This window comes from Stenotrophomonas sp. 2201_Sma, assembly GCF_056486685.1.
This window is the reverse complement of sequence record NZ_CM151329.1, coordinates 562451-584352: the sequence shown is the minus strand read 5'-3', so window position 1 is coordinate 584352 and position 21902 is coordinate 562451. Positions and strand designations below refer to the sequence as shown.

15 protein-coding genes and 1 pseudogene are annotated in these 21902 nt (G+C 65.3%); 3 read left to right on the top strand and 13 right to left on the bottom strand.

Annotated features, from left to right (window positions below):
• Nucleotides 1–100: 100 nt before the first annotated feature.
• The 3 genes and pseudogenes from ACZLIF_RS02645 to ACZLIF_RS02635 all read left to right on the top strand — a co-directional run bounded on the left by ACZLIF_RS02645 (nucleotide 101) and on the right by ACZLIF_RS02635 (nucleotide 4317).
• Nucleotides 101–1459, top strand: coding sequence for a phosphohexomutase domain-containing protein (locus tag ACZLIF_RS02645; protein WP_053516973.1), 1359 nt, complete (start codon nucleotides 101–103; stop codon nucleotides 1457–1459).
• 14 nt (nucleotides 1460–1473) lie between these two features.
• A complete protein-coding gene (locus ACZLIF_RS02640; protein WP_065175349.1) occupies nucleotides 1474–2883 on the top strand; it encodes a mannose-1-phosphate guanylyltransferase/mannose-6-phosphate isomerase in 1410 nt (469 codons plus the stop codon).
• 36 nt (nucleotides 2884–2919) lie between these two features.
• Nucleotides 2920–4317: pseudogene (locus ACZLIF_RS02635) on the top strand (UbiA family prenyltransferase).
• 108 nt (nucleotides 4318–4425) lie between these two features.
• On the opposite strand, the gene ACZLIF_RS02630 reads toward ACZLIF_RS02635, so the two are convergent.
• From ACZLIF_RS02630 to ACZLIF_RS02570, 13 genes are all read right to left on the bottom strand, one after another.
• Complete coding sequence (locus ACZLIF_RS02630; RefSeq protein ID WP_128988226.1) at nucleotides 4426–5562, bottom strand: glycosyltransferase family 4 protein; 1137 nt, start codon at nucleotides 5560–5562, stop codon at nucleotides 4426–4428.
• Nucleotides 5563–5564: 2 nt separating this feature from the next.
• Nucleotides 5565–5912: an EamA family transporter gene (locus ACZLIF_RS02625; protein ID WP_053516976.1), complete on the bottom strand. Its 348-nt coding sequence runs from the start codon at nucleotides 5910–5912 to the stop codon at nucleotides 5565–5567.
• A 61-nt stretch (nucleotides 5913–5973) separates the two neighbouring features.
• Nucleotides 5974–8172 (bottom strand): hypothetical protein, encoded by a 2199-nt coding sequence (locus ACZLIF_RS02620; protein WP_128988225.1) that lies wholly within the window; start codon nucleotides 8170–8172, stop codon nucleotides 5974–5976.
• Nucleotides 8173–8266: 94 nt separating this feature from the next.
• On the bottom strand, nucleotides 8267–9169 hold the full coding sequence (locus ACZLIF_RS02615; RefSeq protein WP_053516979.1) for a GDP-mannose 4,6-dehydratase: 903 nt from the start codon (nucleotides 9167–9169) through the stop codon (nucleotides 8267–8269).
• Entirely contained in the window at nucleotides 9153–10187 is a 1035-nt protein-coding gene (gene gmd, locus ACZLIF_RS02610) for a GDP-mannose 4,6-dehydratase (protein ID WP_053516980.1), read from the bottom strand. The genes ACZLIF_RS02615 and gmd overlap by 17 nt, the downstream gene beginning before the upstream one ends.
• Entirely contained in the window at nucleotides 10184–13864 is a 3681-nt protein-coding gene (locus tag ACZLIF_RS02605) for a glycosyltransferase (RefSeq protein WP_128988224.1), read from the bottom strand. Before ACZLIF_RS02605 ends, gmd begins: the two co-directional genes overlap by 4 nt.
• Nucleotides 13861–15282 carry an FkbM family methyltransferase gene (locus ACZLIF_RS02600; protein WP_128988223.1) on the bottom strand — a complete coding sequence of 474 codons (1422 nt, stop codon included), beginning with the start codon at nucleotides 15280–15282 and terminating at the stop codon, nucleotides 13861–13863. The genes ACZLIF_RS02605 and ACZLIF_RS02600 overlap by 4 nt, the downstream gene beginning before the upstream one ends.
• Nucleotides 15283–15291: 9 nt before the next feature.
• The gene (locus ACZLIF_RS02595) at nucleotides 15292–16554 is read right to left on the bottom strand and encodes an ABC transporter ATP-binding protein (protein WP_053516984.1); all 1263 of its coding nucleotides are present in this window, start codon (nucleotides 16552–16554) and stop codon (nucleotides 15292–15294) included.
• Nucleotides 16551–17345 (bottom strand): ABC transporter permease, encoded by a 795-nt coding sequence (locus ACZLIF_RS02590; protein WP_111186692.1) that lies wholly within the window; start codon nucleotides 17343–17345, stop codon nucleotides 16551–16553. The genes ACZLIF_RS02595 and ACZLIF_RS02590 overlap by 4 nt, the downstream gene beginning before the upstream one ends.
• A 37-nt stretch (nucleotides 17346–17382) precedes the next feature.
• Nucleotides 17383–18681, bottom strand: coding sequence for a glycosyltransferase family 4 protein (locus tag ACZLIF_RS02585; RefSeq protein ID WP_231108685.1), 1299 nt, complete (start codon nucleotides 18679–18681; stop codon nucleotides 17383–17385).
• 8 nt (nucleotides 18682–18689) lie between these two features.
• On the bottom strand, nucleotides 18690–19862 hold the full coding sequence (locus ACZLIF_RS02580; protein ID WP_065175355.1) for a cystathionine gamma-synthase: 1173 nt from the start codon (nucleotides 19860–19862) through the stop codon (nucleotides 18690–18692).
• Nucleotides 19863–19985: 123 nt separating this feature from the next.
• A complete protein-coding gene (locus ACZLIF_RS02575) occupies nucleotides 19986–21356 on the bottom strand; it encodes a pyridoxal-phosphate dependent enzyme (protein ID WP_053516986.1) in 1371 nt (456 codons plus the stop codon).
• Nucleotides 21357–21660: 304 nt separating this feature from the next.
• The gene (locus tag ACZLIF_RS02570; RefSeq protein WP_053516987.1) at nucleotides 21661–21897 is read right to left on the bottom strand and encodes an HP1242/YdcH family protein; all 237 of its coding nucleotides are present in this window, start codon (nucleotides 21895–21897) and stop codon (nucleotides 21661–21663) included.
• Between the last annotated feature and the right edge of the window lie 5 nt (nucleotides 21898–21902).

The window sequence follows — 21902 nt, the reverse complement described above, 5'->3', positions numbered from 1 at the left end:
TCCCTTCCTTCTGGGGCCCGCAGGGACGCTGGCCTGGCTCACCCGTCCTTGCAGTGCCTGTCGCTATAATCCGGGGTCAACCCGTGTAAGGACTGCATTGATGACGCTCCCGTGTTTCAAGGCCTATGACATCCGTGGCCGCGTTCCGGATGAACTGGATGAACGCCTTGCCCGCCGCATCGGCGCCGGCACTGCCGCGTTGCTGGGCCCGGGACCGGTGGTGGTGGGACACGATATCCGCCTGAGCAGCCCTGCCCTCCTGCAGGCCGCCATCGAAGGCCTGACCGCCAGCGGCCGCGATGTCATCGACATCGGCATGTGCGGTACCGAGGAGGTCTATTTCCAGACCTTCCACCGCAAGGCCGCCGGCGGCATCATGGTCACCGCCAGCCACAACCCGATGGACTACAACGGGATGAAGCTGGTGCGCGAGGAGTCCAAGCCGATCAGCGGCGATACCGGCCTGTTCGACATCCGCGACTTCGCCGCCTCGGAGGCGCCGCTGGGAACCGGCCAGGGCGAGGTCCGCCAGGACACCGACAAGTCCGCCTACATCCAGCACCTGCTCGGCTACGTCGACGTGGCCGGCCTGAAGCCGCTGAAGATCGTCACCAACCCCGGCAACGGTGGCGCTGGCCTGGTGATCGACGAACTGGCGCCGCATCTGCCGTTCGAGTTCATCCGCATCCAGCACGAGGCCGATGGCAGTTTCCCGAATGGCATCCCCAATCCGCTGCTGCCGGAGAACCGTGCGGCAACGCGCGATGCCGTGCGCGCGCACGGTGCCGATTTCGGCATCGCCTGGGACGGCGATTTCGATCGCTGCTTCTTCTTCGACGCCGACGGCAACTTCATCGAGGGCTACTACCTGGTCGGGCTGCTGGCGACGGCGCTGCTGGCCCGCCAGGCGGGCGGCAAGATCATCCACGACCCGCGCCTGACCTGGAACACCGTGGAAATGGTCGAGCAGGCCGGCGGCGTGCCGATCATGAGCAAGACCGGGCATGCGTTCATCAAGGAGCGCATGCGTGCCGAAGATGCCATCTACGGCGGCGAGATGAGCGCCCACCATTACTTCCGCGAGTTCGCCTACTGCGACTCGGGCATGATCCCGTGGCTGCTGATCGCGCAGCTGGTTTCCACGACCGGCAAGTCACTGGGCGAGCTGGTGGCCGATCGCATGAAGGCCTATCCGTGCAGCGGCGAGATCAACTTCCGTGTCGACGATGCCAAGGCGACCGTGGCGCGCGTGCTGGCGCATTTCCAGCAACAGCAGCCGGTACTGGACCATACCGATGGCGTCAGTGCGGATTTCGCCGACTGGCGCTTCAACCTGCGCAGCTCCAACACCGAGCCGCTGCTGCGCCTGAACATCGAAACCCGTGGCGATGACGCCCTGCTGCGCGAACGCATCGCCGAGCTGACCGCCCTGATCGGCGGCACGCCGGCAAACCATTAACCGAAGGACGCACCATGAATCCCATCGTTCCCGTCATTCTTTCCGGCGGCTCTGGCACGCGTCTGTGGCCGCTGTCGCGCGAAGCGTATCCGAAGCAGTTCCTGCCGCTGGTCGGCAACGACACGATGCTGCAGGCGACCTGGAAGCGCGTTGCGTCGATTGCCGGCGCGGCACCGATCGTGGTCGCCAACCAGGAACACCGTTTCATGGCGGCCGAGCAGCTGCGCGAATGCAAGGTGCTGCCGCAGGCGCTGATCCTCGAGCCGGTCGGCCGCAACACCGCGCCGGCGATCGCCATCGCCGCGCTGCAGGCACTGTCGGCCGGCGATGACGCGCTGCTGCTGGTGCTGCCGTCGGACCACGTGGTCCGCAACGAGGCGGCGTTCCATGCCGCGGTCAAGCAGGCCGCCGTCGCGGCCGAATCCGGCAAGCTGGTCACCTTCGGCATCGTGCCGACGGCGCCGGAGACCGGCTACGGCTACATCAAGGCCGCCACGGGTGAAGGCGTGCGTGCCGTCGACCGCTTCGTCGAGAAGCCCGACCTGGCCACCGCCGAACAGTACGTGGCATCCGGCGAGTACTTCTGGAACAGCGGCATGTTCCTGTTCAAGGCCTCGCGCTACCTGAAGGAACTGGAGACGCTGCAGCCGGCGATCCTCGCCGCCTGCCGCAATGCGCTCGACAAGGCCGCACGCGACAACGACTTCATCCGCCTCGACGCCGAGGCCTTCGCTGCCAGCCCTAACGACTCGATCGACTACGCGGTGATGGAAAAGACCGCCGATGCCGCCGTGGTACCGCTCGACGCGGAATGGAATGACGTCGGCTCGTGGTCGGCATTGTGGGAAGTGTCCGACAAGGATGCCGACGGCAACGCCTGCCATGGCGATGTCATCGCCCTGGACTGCAAGGACAGCTATGCCTATGGCAACCGCCTGATCGCGATGGTCGGCCTGCAGGACGTGGTGGTCGTGGAGACCGACGACGCCGTGTTCGTCGGCCACAAGGACCGCGTGCAAGACGTCAAGGAGATTGTCGGCCGGATCAAGCGCGAGGGCCGCAGTGAAGCTGCCGCGCACCGCAAGGTGTACCGTCCGTGGGGCGCCTACGATTCCATCGACAACGGCGACCGCTTCCAGGTCAAGCGCATCACCGTCAAGCCGGGCGCGACCCTGAGCCTGCAGATGCATCACCACCGCGCCGAGCACTGGATCGTGGTCAGCGGCACGGCCGAGGTGACCCGGGGCGACGAGGTCATCCTGCTGTCGGAAAACCAGAGCACGTACATCCCGCTGGGCGTCACCCATCGCCTGAAGAACCCGGGCAAGCTGCCGCTGGAGTTGATTGAAGTGCAGTCGGGCAGCTACCTGGGCGAGGACGATATCGTTCGTTTCGAAGACCAGTACGGCCGCGCGGGAGGCTGATCGGTGAGTGCTTCGGGTGCCGGCCGTTCGAGGCCGTTGTGTGTTGATCTGGACGGCACCCTGCTGCGCAGCGACCTGTTGTACGAGACCTTCCTGAGGATGCTGGCACGGCAGCCCTGGATGCTGTTCGTGCTGCCGTTCTGGCTGCTGCGTGGCAAGGCCCACCTGAAGCACCAGCTGGCGGTGCACGGTGCCGGCGATCCGGCACTGCTGCCGTACGACCCGCGCGTGGTCGAACTGCTGCGGACCAGCAGTGATCGCAGGCGGGTCCTGTGCACGGCATCGGACGCGGCACTGGTGGAGCCGATCGCGCGCCATCTGGGCGTGTTCGACGACGTGTTCTGCAGCGATGGACACACCAATCTTGCCGGCCATCGCAAGGCCGATCTGCTGGTGGAGCAGTTCGGCTAGCGCGGTTTCGACTACATGGGCAACGCGCGGGTCGATCTGGCCATCTGGAAGCACGCGCATTCGGCCTGGGTGGTCAACGCCAGTGCCGGTGTCGCCCGCGCTGCGGCGCACTGTTCGGAGCTTGCCGCCCACTGGCCCCGCGAAGGCGGCGGCCCACGCGCCTGGCTCAAGGCGATGCGTGTCCACCAGTGGCTGAAGAACGTGCTGGTATTCGTGCCATTGCTGGCGAGTCATCGTTTCCTGGAGCTGGAGACCACGCTCAACGCGGTGCTGGCGTTCATCGCCTTCGGGCTGTGCGCATCCGGCGTGTATCTGTTCAATGACCTGCTGGACCTCGACTCAGACCGGCAGCATCCGCGCAAGCGCAAGCGCCCGTTCGCCTGTGGGCGGCTGGATCTGCGCTCGGGGTTGCTGGCCACGCCGGTACTGACCCTGGCCGGCTTCCTGCTGGCGGCCATTGTCGCCCCTGCGTTCCTGCTGGTACTGGCCATCTATTTCTGCCTCACCCTGGCCTATTCGCTGCGGATGAAGCAGGTGGTGATGATCGATGTGGTGATGCTGGCCGCCCTCTACACCATCCGCATCGTCGGCGGTGCCGCGGCAATCGACGTCACGCTTTCGTTCTGGCTGCTGACCTTCTCGATGTTCATCTTCCTCAGCCTGGCCATGCTCAAGCGCTACACCGAACTGCGCATGACGCTGGCCAGCGGCAAGGAGAAGCCCAGCGGGCGTGGCTACCACGTCGAGGACCTGGGACTGGTACAGGCCCTGGGTACCGCGTCGGGCCTGGCGTCGGTACTGGTGCTGTGCCTGTACATCAACGCGCCGGAAAGCCAGGAGCTCTACGGGCATCCGCTGTTCCTGTGGCTGCTGTGCCCGGTCCTGCTCTACTGGATCTGCCGCACCTGGCTGCTGGCCCACCGTGGACAGATGCACGACGACCCGGTCGTGTTCGCAGTGAAGGATCCCGGCAGCCTGATCACGGTGCTGGTGGGTGGCCTGTCGGTACTGGCGGCGATCTGAATCAGGCACATCACGGCTGCGCCACCGGCGCGCAGCCGTCATTCGAGCGCGGGGAATGACGGTGCCGTCGCTGCCCGCAGGCAGCGCTGGCAACCCGGCCAGGTGGGATCAGGCCGGACGCTCGGGCCCGGTGCGATCCAGCAGCATGGCTTCCTGCAGGTCGTAGAAGCGCCGCAGCGGATAGGCCTGCAGTGCCTGTGCGCGTACCTCGGCACGGCTTGCCGCATCGCGGCTGGCCATCAGGCGCAGCATCGCTGCCGCCAGTGCCGGTGCATCGCCGACCGGCACCACTTCGCCATTGCCGGTGTTCTGCACGATGGTGCGCACGCCCGGCAGGTTCGACGCGATCACCCGTGAACCACTGAGCATCGCCTCCAGCTGCACCATGCCGAACGCTTCATAGCGGTTGACGCTGGGCAGTACCAGCACATCGAGCTGCGCATAGAACGCCTGCAGTTCCTGTTCGCTGACGCGACCGCGCACGTCGACCGCATCCCCCAGCGCGGCGATGCTGCCGTGGATGGCATCCATGATGCCGCCGCCGGCGATGTTGTGGGTATCGCCGACCAGCACCAGACGAACACGGTCGCCATGCAGGGCATGGACCTGGCTGAAGGCCTCCAGCAGGACGGGCAGGCCTTTCTCGGCGACGAAGCGGCCCACGAAACCAAAGCGGAACACCCCGTCGGTACTCACCGGGCGATCCTGCCAGGGCATCGCCTTCATCGGCGCCAGCACTTCATGCTGCTTGTGGCGGATACCGGACAACCAGGCCGAAGAGCTCGCGTAATCATGGGTGAGCACCCCGACATCACGGGCGCGCCGCGTGGCCAGCCAGCAGGACACACGGGTCACGTTCACCGCCAGCCGGTCCAGCAGTCCACCCACCACGGCCATGTCGCACTGGTAGTTCACCACCAGCTTGCGGGCCGGGACCAGCAATGACAGCAGGCCCGATTCCAGCATCGGCATATGCAGGTTGACCACATCATGCTGCCGCGCCAGTCGGCGGAACCAGGTGATGAACTTCCAGCTCAGGACGCCTTTGTGCATGCGGGCGAACACCGGTGCGCGCACCACGCGCACGCCGTTGATGGTCTCTTCCACCGGCAGGGATGCATCGTGCTGGGTGGTGAGCACGGTGACCTCGTGGCGATGGGACAGGTCCTCGGCGAGCATCCGCGCGAATTCAGTCACCCCGCTCATGTAGGGCGTGTAGTAGGTCAGGACGATCAGGATCTTCATGCTCAGCTCGCGCTCACAAGTACCACGCCCAGCACGATCAGGCCGATGCCGGCCATGCGCAGTGGGCCGATGTGCTCGCCCAGGAACAGCACGGCAAGCACCGGTGTCACCACGTAGGTCAGGGCGATCATCGGCTGCAGCTTGGTCAGTGGCATGTACTTGAGCAGCACCACCCACGACACCAGCGGGATCATCTGCAGGATGAAGCCGGTCACCAGTGGCAGGTTGAACGCAGACGACAGCATGGGCAGGAGGCCGTCGGAATAGGTGACACGCCCTGCCCCGACCTTCAGCAGGACGGTTCCACAGGCGCCGAGGATGACCAGGCCAAAGACGATCAGGAGTTGCATGGGAGACCTCTTGCGCCGTGGCCGTGGCCCGACGCTGTTCGATGGATGATTGCGGAGACCGTCATTCTGCAGGCTCGGCAGGCACACCGCAGCTGATGCGGGCGTGGGACACGTTGGCGAACAGAGGCCGGGGATCGGTTGATAGACCCAACGCCTGCGGCGACGCAACCGGCCAATCCGGCGCGAGGACGACCACCGAGCTGCCGCCGGCCAGCGGCAGACTGACCTCGCCTTGGTGCCCGTCGACGGTTGCTGCTTCCACACCGTTGACGGTCACATGGATTCGTCCTTTGGTGGGCGGCTGCAGCAGATCCAGATCAACCTGCAGTCGTGCGCCCGCACATCCTTTGGGCACGAAGGTTTCAAGGCTGAAGGCGCCGCGGGTCCAGCAGTGATCCTGTTCGCAGGTGTGCCAGCCCGTACCCGCCTGGGCCAGCGGCAACTGACCGGACTGCAGCGAGAACAATGCGAATGTGGGATCTTCCAGGAGCGGGGCAGTACCCGGCGGCAGCGCTGGGCCCGTCCCGGGCTGCCTGAGTACCAGCAGCCAATCGGGTGATTCGGCACCGCGCAGGCTGTCATTGAACAGGGCATCGCTGTACCCCACCGGAGCGTCGCCACGGTCGGCAATGCGCGCGCGCACCCCGCGCCGATGCAGCTCCAGCACAGCGAAGTCCTGCTTGACGTAGCGCTCCGGCCCGTTGACCCCGGACGTGTCGATGACAACCTCATCTCCCTTCTGCGGCAGCCTGATCGCTTCCGAGAGGGCATGGGTGATACCCGAAGGCACATGCGAGACCAGGATCGATCGCGAACGCACGGCGTAGGCCGCCGACAGCGCCCCCAGCGTCGCCATCAGCAGCAGTACCACACCTGTGCGGCCGCGACGGCGCGCATGGCGCAGCAGAAGCCAGCTCAACAGCGCCACCCATGCCGGCCCGAGCACCTGCACCAGCTTGTGCTCGCCGTACTGATAGCCATGGCTCTGCACATAGGCAACCAGCACCATGCTGGCTGCCAGCAGGCCGACGAAGAACCGCCAGCGTCCTTCCCGGATGGAAAGCCATGCAGTCGACGCCATCAGCACCAGCCCGAGCATGATGGCTTCCGGATTCACGGCAGGTTCGCCGGTCATCAACAGGCCGGCGAAGGGAGCCGACAGCCACCAACCCCAGAAGGGCTGCCGGATGTACCAGCTGGGCCACGACGACTGCGCGACGATGCCACTGACCTGGGCATAGGATGCCATCAGCTCGGGCAGCATCCGGTTGAGGACGATCGCGCAGGCCAGCATCGCCAGCAGGCCGCCCAGCAGGAACACCCGCCAGGAACGCAGCCACATGGCCGTCACCAGTACGGCCAGGGCCACGATCATGCACGCATGCACCGCCGCTTCGCCGTATGCCATGCCGGTACAGCCCGCGGCTGCACCCAGCATGATCCACTTCGCGCCCAGCGACTGCATCGGCGTAAGCGCCCACAGCACGATCATCATCAGCAGGGCGCCCGCCATCGCCGTACCGATGTTCTCGTTGACCACCGCAAGCATCATGCCGGTACCCAGCATGCACAGCACCGCCAGCAGGAAGGCCACCGCGGTTCCCCGCGGCCAGCGACGCGCGCCGCCGAAGCGGCCTGCCATCGAGGGCAGCATGCCGAGCACCGGGAACAGTGCGGCGGTGCCGATCATCGCCCGCACCTGGTTTGGGCCTGCCTCCGGCACGAAGCTGGACGCCAGTGCCAACAGGCTGTACGCCCCATTGCGCTGCACGATGCAGCCGTTGCCGATGAACTGCATGCCCTGACCGCATTGCCCCAGCGCCCACTCGCGGGCCACCGTGGCCTGCTCGACCCAGAGCGGGTGCTGCATGGCCCATTTGGCACCGCCGTAGAAGAACACCAGATCATGGTTGGTGCCTTCAAGCATCCACAGATGCCGGGAGGCGAACATGAGATTCCACCATGCGACCAGCAGAACGCCCGCAAGCAGACTGATCGTGAACGCCCAGATCGACGCATGGGCGAGCGGATCGGCGAAGCCACGGCGAAGCGCCACGAGGGCTCCCACGGCCCCGCTGATCAGGAAACAGGGAAACACCACGTAGCCGGGCAGCCACGCATTGGCATTCATCAACAGAGCCAGTACGCACACGCTCGCAAGCAGCAACGCCTGGACCGGCCCGATCCGCCGCAGATGCGGGCTCACGCGGATGCCGGCGACGGCCAGCAGAGTCGAGCTGCCGATGACAGCAAGACACATCGCCAATACCGGCGCAATCAGTTGCCAGACATAATGCACTGCGTGTTCTCCCTGCACTGAAGGCGGGATCCGCCGAAGCGGACCCCGCGCTCTTTCAGGCCTCCGCGCGGGCCTGGTACATCCAACGAAGCGTCTCGCCCAGATCGAAGTCCGGCAATGAGCCGACCGCGGCCCGCAGCTTGCCGTTGTCACCACGCAGCGACTTGACCTCGTTGGCGCGGACGAAGGCGGGATTCACTTTCACTTCGATGTCGCGGCCGGAGATGCCACGCATGCGTTCGATGACCTCATGCAGCGAATGCTCCTGGCCGGAGCAGACGTTGTAGGTCTGGCCATTGCCCGGCAGTGCCAGCAGGCCTTCGTAGGCAGCGGCCACGCCCCGCACGTCATTGAAATCGCGCGAGACATCGGTGTTGCCCAGCTCGATCACATCGGCACCGCGGCGGAAGTGCGCCACGATCTTCGGAATCAGGAACTTCTCGTCCTGGCCCACGCCGGTGTAGTTGAATGGACGCACCAGGGTCAGCGGAAGCTGATCGATCCACAGCGCCGCCATGGCCTCCATCGCCATCTTGCTGACCGCGTAGTCGTTCTGCGGCGAAAGCGGCGCCTGCTCGTCGAGCACGCCGGACGCGTTGCCGTAGACATTGGCACTGCTGGCCAGCAGTACATTGCTCGGCGCCTCGTCCAGAGACGCCAGCGCTTCCAGCAGATTGCGCGTACCCACCACGTTGACCCGGTAGATCTCGTCGGCATCACCGTGGGCGACGAACGAGATCGCAGCCAGATGGACCACGCGCTGCGGACGCACTCTGGCGACGTGCTGCTTGAGCGCAGCACGGTCGAGCAGATTGACCGACGTTGCGGTGTCGCCGGAATGCAGATCATGCACATCGCAACCGGCAGCACGCAGGCGCTCGATCACGTAGCGCCCGGTGAACCCGGACGCCCCCGTGACCAGCACGCGCTGGCCTGACAACTCAGAACGAGAAGCCACGCTCGTTCCTCTTGAGGTCAGCCTCGACCATCATCTGGCACAGCTGTTCCAGGCTGGTCTGCGGCTTCCAGCCAAGGATGCGCTCGGCCTTTTCCGGGTTGCCGATCAGCAGATCGACTTCGGCCGGGCGGTGGAACTTCGGATTGATGCGCATCACGGTCTTGCCGGTGGCGGTGTCCACCGCGACTTCGTCCACGTCCTTGCCCTTGAACTCGACATCGATGCCGGCGCCCTTGAACGCCATCGCCACGAAGTCGCGCACGGTCTCGGTACGGTTGGTGGCCAGCACGAAGGTGTCCGGCTGCTCGGCCTGCAGCATGCGCCACATGCCTTCCACGTATTCCTTGGCGAAGCCCCAGTCACGCTTGGCGTCCAGGTTGCCCAGTTCCAGGACGTCCAGCTGGCCCAGCTTGATCTTGGCAACCGAGTCGGTGATCTTGCGGGTCACGAACTCGCGCCCGCGCAGCGGGCTTTCGTGGTTGAACAGGATGCCGCTGGAACCGAAGATGTCGTAGCTCTCGCGGTAGTTGACAGTGATCCAGTGCGCGTAGAGCTTGGCCACGCCGTACGGGCTGCGCGGGTAGAACGGGGTGTCCTCCACCTGCGGCACGGCCTGCACCTTGCCGAACATTTCCGAGGTCGACGCCTGGTAGAAGCGGATCTTCGGATTGACCAGGCGGATCGCTTCCAGCAGGTTCAGTGCACCCACACCGGTGATCTGCGCGGTGGTGGTCGGCTGGTCGAAGCTGACGCCGACGAAGCTCTGTGCGGCCAGGTTGTAGATCTCGTCCGGCTGGATCTTCTGCACCATCGCCAGCGACGTGCCGAGGTCGGTCAGGTCGTACTCCACCAGGTGCAGGTTCGGGTGGTTGGTCACGCCCAGCTCATCCAGGCGCCAGAAATTGACCGAGCTGGTGCGGCGGTAGGTGCCGTGCACTTCATAGCCCTTCTCCAGCAGCAGCTGGGTGAGATAGGCGCCGTCCTGACCCGTGATGCCTGTGATGATTGCCTTCTTCATTGCTTCTCGTCCTGATGATTGAGTGTATTTGCAGCCAGAACCTGCCGACGCGTGCGGAGGATCTGTCGAGCCATGGAGTCCAGACGGCGGGCCAGCGCAGGATACCGGTGTTCGGCGCGCCATTGTGCGGCACGCTGCTGCACTTCGGCCAACACTGGATCGCCGTCACGGCTGGCACGCAGCAGTTGCCGCAGACCGGCCGCAAGATCGGCCGGGGAGGTCCCGGGCAGACGGTGAACGACGTCGCCGACGTTGTCGAAGATCGCCAGCGGCGTGACGGCCACCGGGCGGCCTGAGGCCAGCCCGTAGCGGACTGCCGCGCTGGAGGATTCGCCGGTGCCCTGGTATGGGAACACCACCACATCGGCCTGCACCAGCTCCTGCATGCTCTCCTGGTCACGCAGGAAACGGGTCACCATCCGCACACGCGACTGCAGGCCGTGCTGCACGACGCGCGCCACCGCCTGGTCGATCTGCTGCCGCGAGACATCCACCGGATACTCGGCATTGATCATCGCCAGTTCGACGTCCACGCCCTGGGCGACCATCAACGCAACAGCGTCGATCAGTTCCAGCAACCCCTTGTGCGGCAGGAAGAAACCGTAGGAAACGACGCGCAGGCGTGCGCCCGTGTTTGCCGCCGCCGGCTCAGCCGGTTCCAGGATGCCGTGCGGGAACATCGCGGTGTTGCGCTCCACGCCGATGTCCTTGAGACGGTTGAGGTCGTGTATGGAGTGCACCAGCACGCGATCGCAGCCGGCCAGTGCCGGTCCCAGGTCGCGCAGCCGCTTGCGCGGATTCTCCGCGGCATCAACGGTTGCATGCATCATCACGATCAGGCCCCTGCCGGCCGCCTGCTGCCGCTCAAGGAAGGCCGAGAACGCGGGGAAGTCAAAGAAGCCGTACTGGAACTGGATGATCAGCGTGTCCAGCTTCAGACGCTCGATCTGCTGTTCCAGCCGCTCGAGCATGTCGCCTTCGCCCTGCCGCCAGCAGCGGACAACCTCTGGCCCATCGCGGAACGTGCGGTCATCGGCCTCGGCCGCCAGGATTGCCACCGGCGTTCCGCCGCTCTCCACGAGATAGCTGGCGTAACTGGCCACGCCGCAGCGCGTATTCCAGGTCGTGATCCAGCCGACGCGCGCATCGGGCAGCGTCGGCTGCGCCGCGAACGCGCGTACGTCCTGCTCCAGTCTCCGCGCGGCATCGGACCACGTGAAGCGCGACTTCAGAAGTCGCCGCGCGGCCTCGACCTTGTCCCGCACACGCGCTGGATCGGCGCCGTGCACCTCACGCATTGCGGCGGCCAGCGCGTCGACATCGGGTTCGGCCCAGACCGAATTGCGCAGATTGAAGTGGGTCTGCGCCGGGACGAAGCGGTAATCCACCATCCAGGCGGTTTCTTCGCTGCAGAAATCCAGCTGCCCCCCCCAGTTGGTGGTGATCACCGGCAGGCCGCCCAGCATCGCTTCGGCCAATGGCAGGCCAAAGCCTTCAGCCCGGCTCGGCGCCAGCAGCGCGTTGCAGCTTGCGTACAGATGCTTGAGCTGGGCGTCGCTCACGTCCTCCTCGATGATGTGCACGTCCGGATAATCCGGGTTGTCGCGGCGTGCGCCAGCCAGCCAGCGATGCACTTCATTGTGTGGATTGGCGAAGGTCTTGATGACGAGGCTGACATCGTCGGCGGCGCTGAACGCCTTGCCATAGGCCAGAAGCATCGCGTCCACGCCCTTGCGCGGGAAGCACGAGGACACGTGGAGGAAGCGGAACCCCCTGCCCGGCACCGGATACGTCGCATCGGCAACAATCTGCTCCCAGTGATCCACGCCGTTCCAGCAGACGCCAAGGGGAACCGACACGCCGTTATCCACCATGATCTTCTCGACATGATGCGAAACGCAGGAGATCCCCTGCAGGCTGTCATTGAACTCCTCGACCCACTCCTGCGGAAAACCGCTCTCCTCCCAGGGATAGGCGTGCAGCAGGTTCATCCTTGCGCGTGCATCGGCAACCCGTGGCGGATACAGCAGTCGGCTGGTCACATCGGCCTGGTCGGCCGGGATCGCGGCCACGGCAGCATGCAGCGCCGCCACGCGCGGATTGCGCGCAAGGAACTGCGGTGACGGATCGAAATCACCCGGGCCCTCGGTCGAATGCAGACCCACGCGGTGGCCACGATCGGCCAATGCTTCCGCGAGGCAACGGTTCACCAGGGCCAGGCTGTAGCTGCTGTCGAATGGCCCTTCCACGCGCCAAGACAGCGATGCGGGCAGCTCACCGCCGCGTGCGAGCGCCTCGTTGGCCGCCATTCCGGAGGAGATCAGCGCTGCCGCCTGCTGCAGTTCGAAGGGTTCCGGCTCGCAGCCGACGTCCAGCCCACCCACCGCCTGGACCAGGGTGCGGTAGCCGGCGTCGAGTGCAGGCGACGCGGCGACCCAGCGGCGATCGCGTGGCGCACGACGCGATGCGACCGCTTCCATGGCCTGCAGCGCGGCCTTGGCCGAATTGTCCCACGAGAACTTCGCCGCCTGTCGGGGAGCATGGGCACGCAGGGAATCGGCGAATGCGGTGTCAGTCAAGACGTTCTGCATGGAGCGGGCGATCGAAGCAGGCTCCGTTGGATCGAACAACGCATCTTCACGACCGATCACCTCGGGGATGCTGGTCGTGCCTGAGCCAATGGTCGGTGCTCCGCAGGACATGGCCTCCAACGCGGGCAGGCCAAAGCCTTCATGCAACGAGGGGAACACGAAGGCCGCCGTCGCGCTGTACAGCGCGATCAGCTCTTCGTCGGTGATATAGCCGGTGAACACCACCTGGTTGCTGACGCCGAGCTGCGCTGCCAGCACATCGAAATTGCGGCGGTCGTGCTCGGACACTTTGCCGGCGATGACCAGCTGCGTCGACGCACGTACGGCCGGATCCATCAGGGAGAATGCCCGCAGCAGACCCTCTGCATTTTTCCGCGGCTCCATTGCCCCGCTGTACATCACGTAGCGGCCACGCAGGCCGAAGCGCTCGCGGAACAGGGTCTGCTCGCGTTCGCCGATGGCCATCGGCACGAAGTGCGGCGAGATTGCCGAGGAGATGTTGACCACACGCGCCGGATCGATATCCAACGCCTGCAATGCCTCCTGCCGGGCATGCTGGGAGATCGACAGCAGCAGGTCGGCGCGCTTGAGCGACTCGACCTTGTCCATGTACCAGGACCGGACCCAGTCCGATGCCAGATAGACGTCGGGATTGAGCAGCGGAATCAGGTCATAAAGGGTCAGCGCAGTCGCCGCCCGTACGCCCGGCAACTTGCCGATCGAGCCGACCGCACCGCCCTGGGAACCTTCGAACAGGCTGGATACGTGGATGAAGTCGGGCTGGAGGCCATCCAGGAACGCTTCCCACATCAGCTCGGATGCACCACGCCGCCACGCATCCGCGGCGTTCGGCCAGCCTACCCGGCTGAAGGTATCGAACTGACGGATCCGTTCCTGCGGGACCAGGCCATCCAGGGCCTGGCGGATGTCGCCGATGCCATCGGGGAAGGTGCCGTTGACCGCCACCCAGATCTCATGGTCGCCCGCATTGCGGGCCATCGCTTGCGCCAGCGAGGTCGAATAGCGCCCGATGCCCCGGAATCGGCTCTCGGTCTGTGCACCCTGCAGGTCAATCAGCACTCTCATCGGGCAGCCCTTTCATTCCTTGAACGCTTCAGGTCTTCCAGCACGCGCCGGGCCCGTCGATCCAGATGGACGACAGTGACTTCGTGCTCGTTGCCCTCCATCGCAGCCAATCGCGCCCGCTCGATCTCGAACAGCTGTTCGCTGATGGCGATCTTCTGCAGGCGCTGGTGAAGGAAGGGAATGCGCGTAACCAGGGGCTTGGCCAGGCGTCGCAGCCACGGTGCGGCCATGGCGACCTTCAGCGCGCGCACGACCGCCGGCCGCAGCGCACGTTTCATGCGGCCCAGCACGCTGGACGACAGGCGTCGGCGGACGGCCCGGAACGGCCGCGTGAGCTGCCACGAACGGCTGCGTTCGATCGCATCCAGCTGCGCGCGCACCTGCTCATGCGCCAACCACCAGCGATGGGCCTCGTGCTTGCCCTTGGTGACCTGCTCAGTCAGCTCATGCAGTTCGGCCAGCGCCTTCCTGTCGAGCAGGGTGCGCTCACGCTCATGCTTGCTCACCAGTTCCCGCTGGGCCACTGCCATCGCACGGACCGCGCCTTCGTGCTCGCTGCGCAGCCTTTCCATTGCCCGGGCGTTGTGCTCGGTTGCCCCGGCGGATTCTTCCTGCGCCCGCTGCAGTGCCGCATCCAGATCCTGGATCCGCTCGTTCAGTTCGACCTCGCGTCGATCCGCCAGCGTCTGCAGTTCGTGATAGGCCAGGTTGATCTGCGAGCAGAACTGCGAGCCCGAACTCAGACTGAAATCATCGAACACATTGGGTCCGCTCTCGAATGCCGCATCCAGTTCGGGATGCTGCGCACTGGCGTAGAACCGGTTGAGGCCGTCGAAATAGACGAACCGGTACCCCTTGTCGAGCAGGATCGGTTCCCAGTTCTGGTGGGATTGTTCCGAACTCAGCGGACGCGTGCTTTCCACCACGACCAGCCAGGGCAAGCGGGTATCGCGCTGCCAGCCGCGCAGCACCAGTTCCTCTGCGCCCTCGACGTCGACCTTCAACCAGTGGATGTCAGTGGCTGGCACCTGCTCCAGCACGGTGTCCAGCGTCAGCGCCGGTACACGCACGTCGGAGACGTTGAAGCCCGCCTCCCGATGTTCGGCAGCGATGGCCGGATCCGTGGTGCTCAGGCCGGTATCGGCGATGTTGAAGAACTGCAGTATCCCGGGTTGATCGCTTACGGCAACCTGCAGCACCACCTCATCCGGCCGGCGATCGCGCAGCAGGTTGGCATACTGCGGCGTGGGCTCCACGTGCACACCGCGCCAGCCATGCTCGTAGAACATCCTGCTTACCGAGTCGGTATCGGGGCTCTGTGCGCCCACATCGACATAGCAGCCATTGACCACATGTGACAGCGCGCGCCAGAGCATGACGTCTTCGAAATTCTGCGCGTAGGAAATCAGCTTTGACATGGTTGTCCGTCAGTCCGCCTGCACACCATCGGCCGATGCGCGGCTGCGTTCGACGCTGAAGGCAGCATCGAGCCAGTTCGATCCGATGAACGTGGTCCTGTCGGCATTCATCACGTCGAACACCAGCAGGTTGTCCACCCACTCGAAGTTGTCGACCATGTGCGTTTCGGTGCTGACCAGCGCCGGCGACACCGAGTAGGAACCCGGGCCCAGCGTACAGGTGAAGTCCAGGTGGTAGACCACCTGTTCTCCGCCCCGTACATCACGCTGGACCTGACCGGTATGCCAGGTGTTGCTGCCCCAGATGATGTGGCCCTGCTTGTCGCGCAGCATGAACCCCAGTACCAGGCTGGGCAGGTCGGCACTGACCTGTGCCTTCAGTTCAAGCCGGAGCTTCTGGCCAACGGTTGCCAGCTTGACCTCCTGGCTGCTTTCGCCATCGAGCAGTCGCAGCGATTCCACGCGGGCCTGGCCGGTCCCGCTCCGGGTAGTCACCCAGCCGGATTTGCCACGGCGCTGCTCGACCGCAAGCGTCTCGTTTTCCTTCTTCGCGATCAGCGCGTTGTAGAAATCGATGACCTCGTCCGGCTCGCCATCCTTCAGCACTCGTCCCTTGTCCAGCAGGATCGCGCGGTCGCACAGTGCCTTCACGTCGCTGAGGCTGTGCGAGACCAGCATGATCGACGTGCCCTCCTCGCGGAAGCGACGCATGCGGTCGAAGCTCTTGTGCTGGAAGTAGCTGTCGCCGACCGACAGGGCCTCGTCGACGATCAGCAGGTCCGGGGTGAATGCAGTGGCGACGGCAAACGCCACGCGCACCTGCATGCCGCTGGAATAGGTACGCACGGGCTGGTCGAAATACTCGCCCACTTCGGCGAAGGCCTCGATCTCCGGCATCGCGGCTTCGATCTGCTCCTGCGAGTAGCCCATCAGGCCTGCGGAGTGGAACGCGTTCTGGCGACCGGTGAGGTCGGGGTTGAAGCCCATGCCCAGCTCGAGGATCGCCGCAACGCGGCCGGTCCGCGTCACCTGGCCCTCGGTGGGCTGGGCGGTGCCGGTGATGAGCTTGAGCAGGGTGCTCTTGCCCGCGCCGTTCTGGCCGATCACGCCCACGGCTTCGCCGGGCGCGATGGTGAAAGACACATTGCGCAGCACCCAGTTCTCTTCCTTGGGCCGCGTCGGCACACCGAACCAGCGGGCCGCGCGCAGCCACTCGCTCGTCCAGACGCGATACGCCTTGCCGACGTTGTCGACCTTCAGTTCACCACTCATAGCGCATCCACCATTTCCGGGCTGGCACGACGGAACATCACCAGCGAAGCCAATGCCAGCACCACCGTGGCGATCATCAGCCACAACAGGTCACCCCAGACCGGCGGCTTGTCGAACAGCAGCACGTTCTGGTAGCTGGTAACCAGCGGCAGCAACGGGTTGAGCCGGAAGATGGCCTGCACGCGCTCGGGCAGAATGGTGATGTGGTAGACGATGGGGGTCAGCCAGAACAATGCCTGCAGGACCACCGGGACGACCTGGCCGATATCGCGCATGAACACGTTGAGCACGCCCAGCAGCAGGCCCAGCGCCATCGAGAAACTCAGCGTCAGCAGCATCAGCGCCGGCAGCCACAGGGCCTCGGCAGTTGGCATGTGGCCCATCACCGCGAACACCGCGAAGATCGCCACCAGCAGCAGCACGTTGTTGACCAGCATCGTGCCACCGGCGATGAACGGCAGGCAGATGCGGGGGAACGACATCTTCTTCATCAGGTTGCCGCTGTCGACGAACAGGTTCACTGACTTGCCGATGGTCTCGGAGAACATCGTCCAGCACAGGGTGCCGGACATCAGGTACAGCGCGTAACCGTACTTGTCATCGATGCCCGGCAGCTTGGCGGCCAGCACCTCGGACAGGATCGTGGCGAAGATCAGCACCTGCATCAGCGGGTGGATGATCATCCACAGGGCGCCCAGGCGGCTGCGGATGAAGCGCAGCCGCAGCTCGTTCTTGATCGAGGAAAAAATGAAATAGCGGTAGTTCCACAGGGCTTTCAGCATACCCAGCATGTCGAATCCTCGTGCCCGGTGGGGGTGGTTCTTGGGTTCATCGGTCGTGTCGTTCCAAAGACTGCAATCGAGCGCGCATGGCCGTTGCGGCGGCCTGCAGGCTCATGGTTTCCAGGATGTCGCTGCGTGCCTGCGCGCCGATCTGCTGCGCCAGGCCCGGTTCACGGGCGAGCCGGCGCATCCACGCTGCCGCGGCCGGCACGTCGGCCTCGGCCCAGGTGCCGCCATCGGCGAAGGGATACTCCCCCGGGCGGATCGGCACCGTGCGGAACGGCACCAGGCAGCTGTTGCCCTCGTTCATGAAATCGAGATTGCCCGACCAGGCGGTGGCGATCACCGGCTTGCCACGGGCCATGCTCTCGGCCAGTCCGAGCCCCAGCCCTTCCGCGCGGTGCAGCGAGACATAGGCATCGGCAGTTTCCTGCAATGCGTGCAGCTGCGCATCGTCGAGCACCTGGTCGCGTACCAGGATGCGCGGATCGCCGGCAGCCTGCTGCATCAGCTCGCGCAGCCGCTGCGGATGGCGGAAGCCGTTGCTGCACTTCATCACCAGCTGCACGTTGTCCGGTGCGCCATCGAAGGCCGCGCGGAACGCCGCCAGCACCGCCCACGGATTCTTGCGGTGGATCGACGAATTGAAGTCGAAGCTGCACAGGAACACGAAGGCGTCGTCGTCCAGGCCGAAGCTGGACCGGGACAGGTCCGCGCCGGGCTGCGGCACGATCGGATGCGGAATGCGCACCACCGGCTTGCCGGTCGCGCGCCGGAAGGCATCCTCGACGAAGCGGGTGGAGACCCAGACTTCGTCGACCTGCTCCAGCGTTCGCTGCCATGCGGCCGGCACGGTATCCAGTTCCCAGAACCAGAACGCGATGGTGTAGGTATCGCGCGGCAGGCGGGGCGCCAGTTCACCGAACAGGTCCGGATTCACGAATACCAGGTTGAAGGGATACGGCGCGCCCCGTCCCAGCTGACCGGACAGGCTGTGGTCATTGCACGCGTGCGGGATGCGGAGGGCGGCATCGTTCACCGCAACCGGATATCCCTCACCCAGCAGGGCCCGGGCATACATCCGTGCCGTCTGCCCCAGGCCGAACTGGCCGTGGATGTAGCCGTACAGATTGACGCCGGGCCCCAGGGTGGGATCTGTCGGCGGGAAGACCAGCGCTTCACCGCGCGCGTCGCCAGCGGCCGGTGCGGGCAGCGTGGGGAAACGTGCCTGCTCCAGTCCGCGGGCAAGCCACCAACGGCGCAGCCCGCCCAGGCGGGCGCGCAGGGCGTGGACGATGCGACGTGGCGCCCGCCTCCCTCCCCTGCTTTCGTCGTTGCTGGCCATGGTGCGGCTCAACCCAGCGCCCGTTCCAGGTCCAGCTGCAGGTCGCCCAGGTCTTCCACCCCCACGCTCAGGCGCACCAGCGCATCGCTGATGCCCAGCTGCTCGCGGCGCGCGACCGGGATCGACGCATGGGTCATCACGGCAGGATGGTTGACCAGGCTCTCCACGCCGCCGAGCGATTCGGCCAGGGTGAACAGCTCGGTCTTCTCGCAGAAGCGCTTGGCCGCCTCGAAACCGCCCTTGAGGACGATCGAGACGATGCCGCCGTAGCCGCCCATCTGGCGGGTCGCCAGGTCGTGCTGCGGGTGCGAGGCCAGGCCGGGGTAGATCACCTTGTCCACCGCCGGGTGCTTTTCCAGCCATTGGGCCAGGGCCAGCGCGTTGGCGCAGTGCGCCTTCATGCGCAGCGGCAGGGTCTTCAGGCCACGCAGGGCCAGGAAGCTGTCGAACGGCCCCTGCACGCCCCCCACCGAGTTCTGCAGGAACGCCATCTGCTCGGCCAGTTCGGCGTTGTCGCCGACCACGACCATGCCGCCGACCATGTCCGAATGCCCGTTGAGGTACTTCGTGGCCGAGTGCAGGACCAGATCCGCACCCAGCTCCAGCGGACGCTGCAGCATCGGTGAGGCGAATGTGTTGTCCACCACCACGATCAGGCCGTGGCGCTTGGCGATGGCGGCGACCGCGGCGATGTCCACGATCTTCAGCATCGGGTTGGTCGGGGTTTCGATCCACACCATGCGCGTGGCCGGCGTGATCGCAGCCTCGAACGCGGCCAGGTCGGTCAGATCGACGAAGCTGAAGTCCAGCCCGGCGGTACGACGGCGCACGCGCTCGAACAGGCGGAAGCTGCCGCCATAGATGTCATCCATCGCCACTACGTGGCTGCCGGCGTCCAGCAGTTCGATCACGGTCGAGCTGGCGGCCATGCCGGAAGCAAAGGCGAAACCGCGGGTTCCCCCCTCCAGCGAGGCGACGCAGCGCTCATAGGCAAAGCGGGTCGGATTGTGCGTACGCGAGTATTCGAAGCCTTGGTGCTCGCCCGGGCTGGACTGCGCATAGGTCGAGGTGGCGTAGATCGGCGGCATCACCGCACCGGTGCTCGGATCGGGCGACTGGCCGCCGTGGATGGCCAGGGTGGCCAGGGCGAGCGCGCGATCCTGGGAAGAAGCGTTGGACATGTTGATTCCTGATGGGCACCGGTGGACGGTGCCGTCGAAGGAGCGGAAGTCTATCAGCGCGGCCTTAACAACCTTTGACGCGAATAAACGTGAATTCAGCTGCGATCGTCTGCGATCTTCGCGTTACTGAACGCGACGCCGCAGGTAGTTGAGCAGATCGATCCGGGTGATCAGGCCGAGGAAGGCATTGCCGTCCATGACGATCGCCACCTGGCCACGATCGAACACGGGCAGCAGGGCTTCGATCGGCGACTTCACGTCCAGCCGGTCCAGCTTGCTGACCATGGCCGTGGCCACCGGATCCCGGAAGCGCGCCTCGTCGCCGTAGACATGCAGCAGTACGTCGCTTTCATCGACGATGCCGACCAGCTGGTCGCCCTCCATCACCGGGAGCTGCGAGACGTCGTACAGCTTCATCCGCTGGTAGGCGGTGGTCAACAGATCATTCGGGCCGATCACGACGGTGTCGCGCTGGCCGTACGGGCGCAGGATCAGGTCGCGCAGGTCGCCGTGCTGCGGGCGCTCGAGGAAGCCGTTGTCCAGCATCCAGTAGTCGTTGTACATCTTCGACAGGTACTTGTTGCCGGTGTCGCACACCAGCACCAGCACCTTCTTCGGCGTGGTCTGCTCGCGGCAGTACTTCAGTGCGGCGGCGAGCAGGGTACCCGTGGAGGAGCCACCGAGGATGCCTTCCTTGCCCAGCAGTTCGCGTGCGGTGTGGAAGCTCTCGGCGTCGCTGATGGCATAGGCCTTGGTGACACGGCTGAAATCGGAGATCGAGGGCAGGAAATCCTCGCCGATGCCTTCCACCAGCCAGCTGCCCGACTTGTCATTGAGCACGCCATCGTTGATGTACTCGGCCAGGATCGACCCGACCGGGTCGGCCAGCACCAGCTCGGTCTTCGGCGACAGCGTGGCGAAGGCGCGCGACAGGCCGGTCATGGTGCCCGAGCTGCCGCAGCCGAACACGATGGCGTCCAGATCGCCGCCCATCTGCTCCAGGATCTCCGGGCCGGTGCCGAATTCGTGGGCGGCCGGATTGTCGGGGTTGCCGAACTGGTTGATGAAGTAGGCGCCCGGCGTCTGCTCGGCGATGGTCTTTGCCAGGTCCTGGTAGTACTCCGGGTGGCCCTTGGCCACGTCCGAGCGGGTCAGACGCACTTCAGCGCCCATCGCCTTCAGATTGAAGATCTTTTCCCGGCTCATCTTGTCGGGAACGACCAGGATCAACTTGTAGCCCTTCTGCTGGGCGACCAGGGCCAGGCCCAGTCCGGTGTTGCCCGCGGTGCCCTCGACCAGCGTCGCGCCCGGCTTCAGGTCCCCGCGCTTCTCCGCTGCCTCGATCATCGACAGGCCGATGCGATCCTTGATCGATCCGCCCGGGTTGGCGTTCTCGAGCTTCAGATAGAGCTCGCAGACACCGGTGTCCAGGCGCTGGGCCTTGACGATCGGGGTCTGGCCAATGAGTTCGAGGACGGAAGAATGGATGGGCATTCGCAGGACTTTCGGTTCGCGCCACACAGGGCCGGACAGATGATTATCCGACGGATGGCGCTGAAAGTCAGGTCAGTCCGGGCATGGGCGTGACGCTGCCGGAAAGGGGATGCGGACGGCCCCGGATCGACGAGGAGACCGGTACCGTCCGCATCGATGAGACAGGGACGTGCGGGCCAAGGCACCACCGCCTGTGGTGCCTTGGCGCGGCCGCCGTCATCGGCGGTACCGCGACGCCAGGGCGCGAGCGCCTGGCCGGGCCTTCTGTGGCCGGATCACGCCGTTCCGGGCGTGACGAGGTGCGTCACAGCGTGGCGGACGTCGTTGGGAGCGGTGTTTCGTACATTCGCAGAAGTCGTTGCTTGGCCAGCAGCTTCTCACGCTTCATGCGACCCAGGGTGACATCATCGATCGGGAGTACACCCAACTCCGCGTCCATGCACTTCTTGTTCAACTTGCGGTGCTGGTCATGGAGTGCCCTGAACTCCGGATCACGCGCGCGACGTGCGTCGATCTCGCTCTGGGGCTGATCTTCAAACATGATGG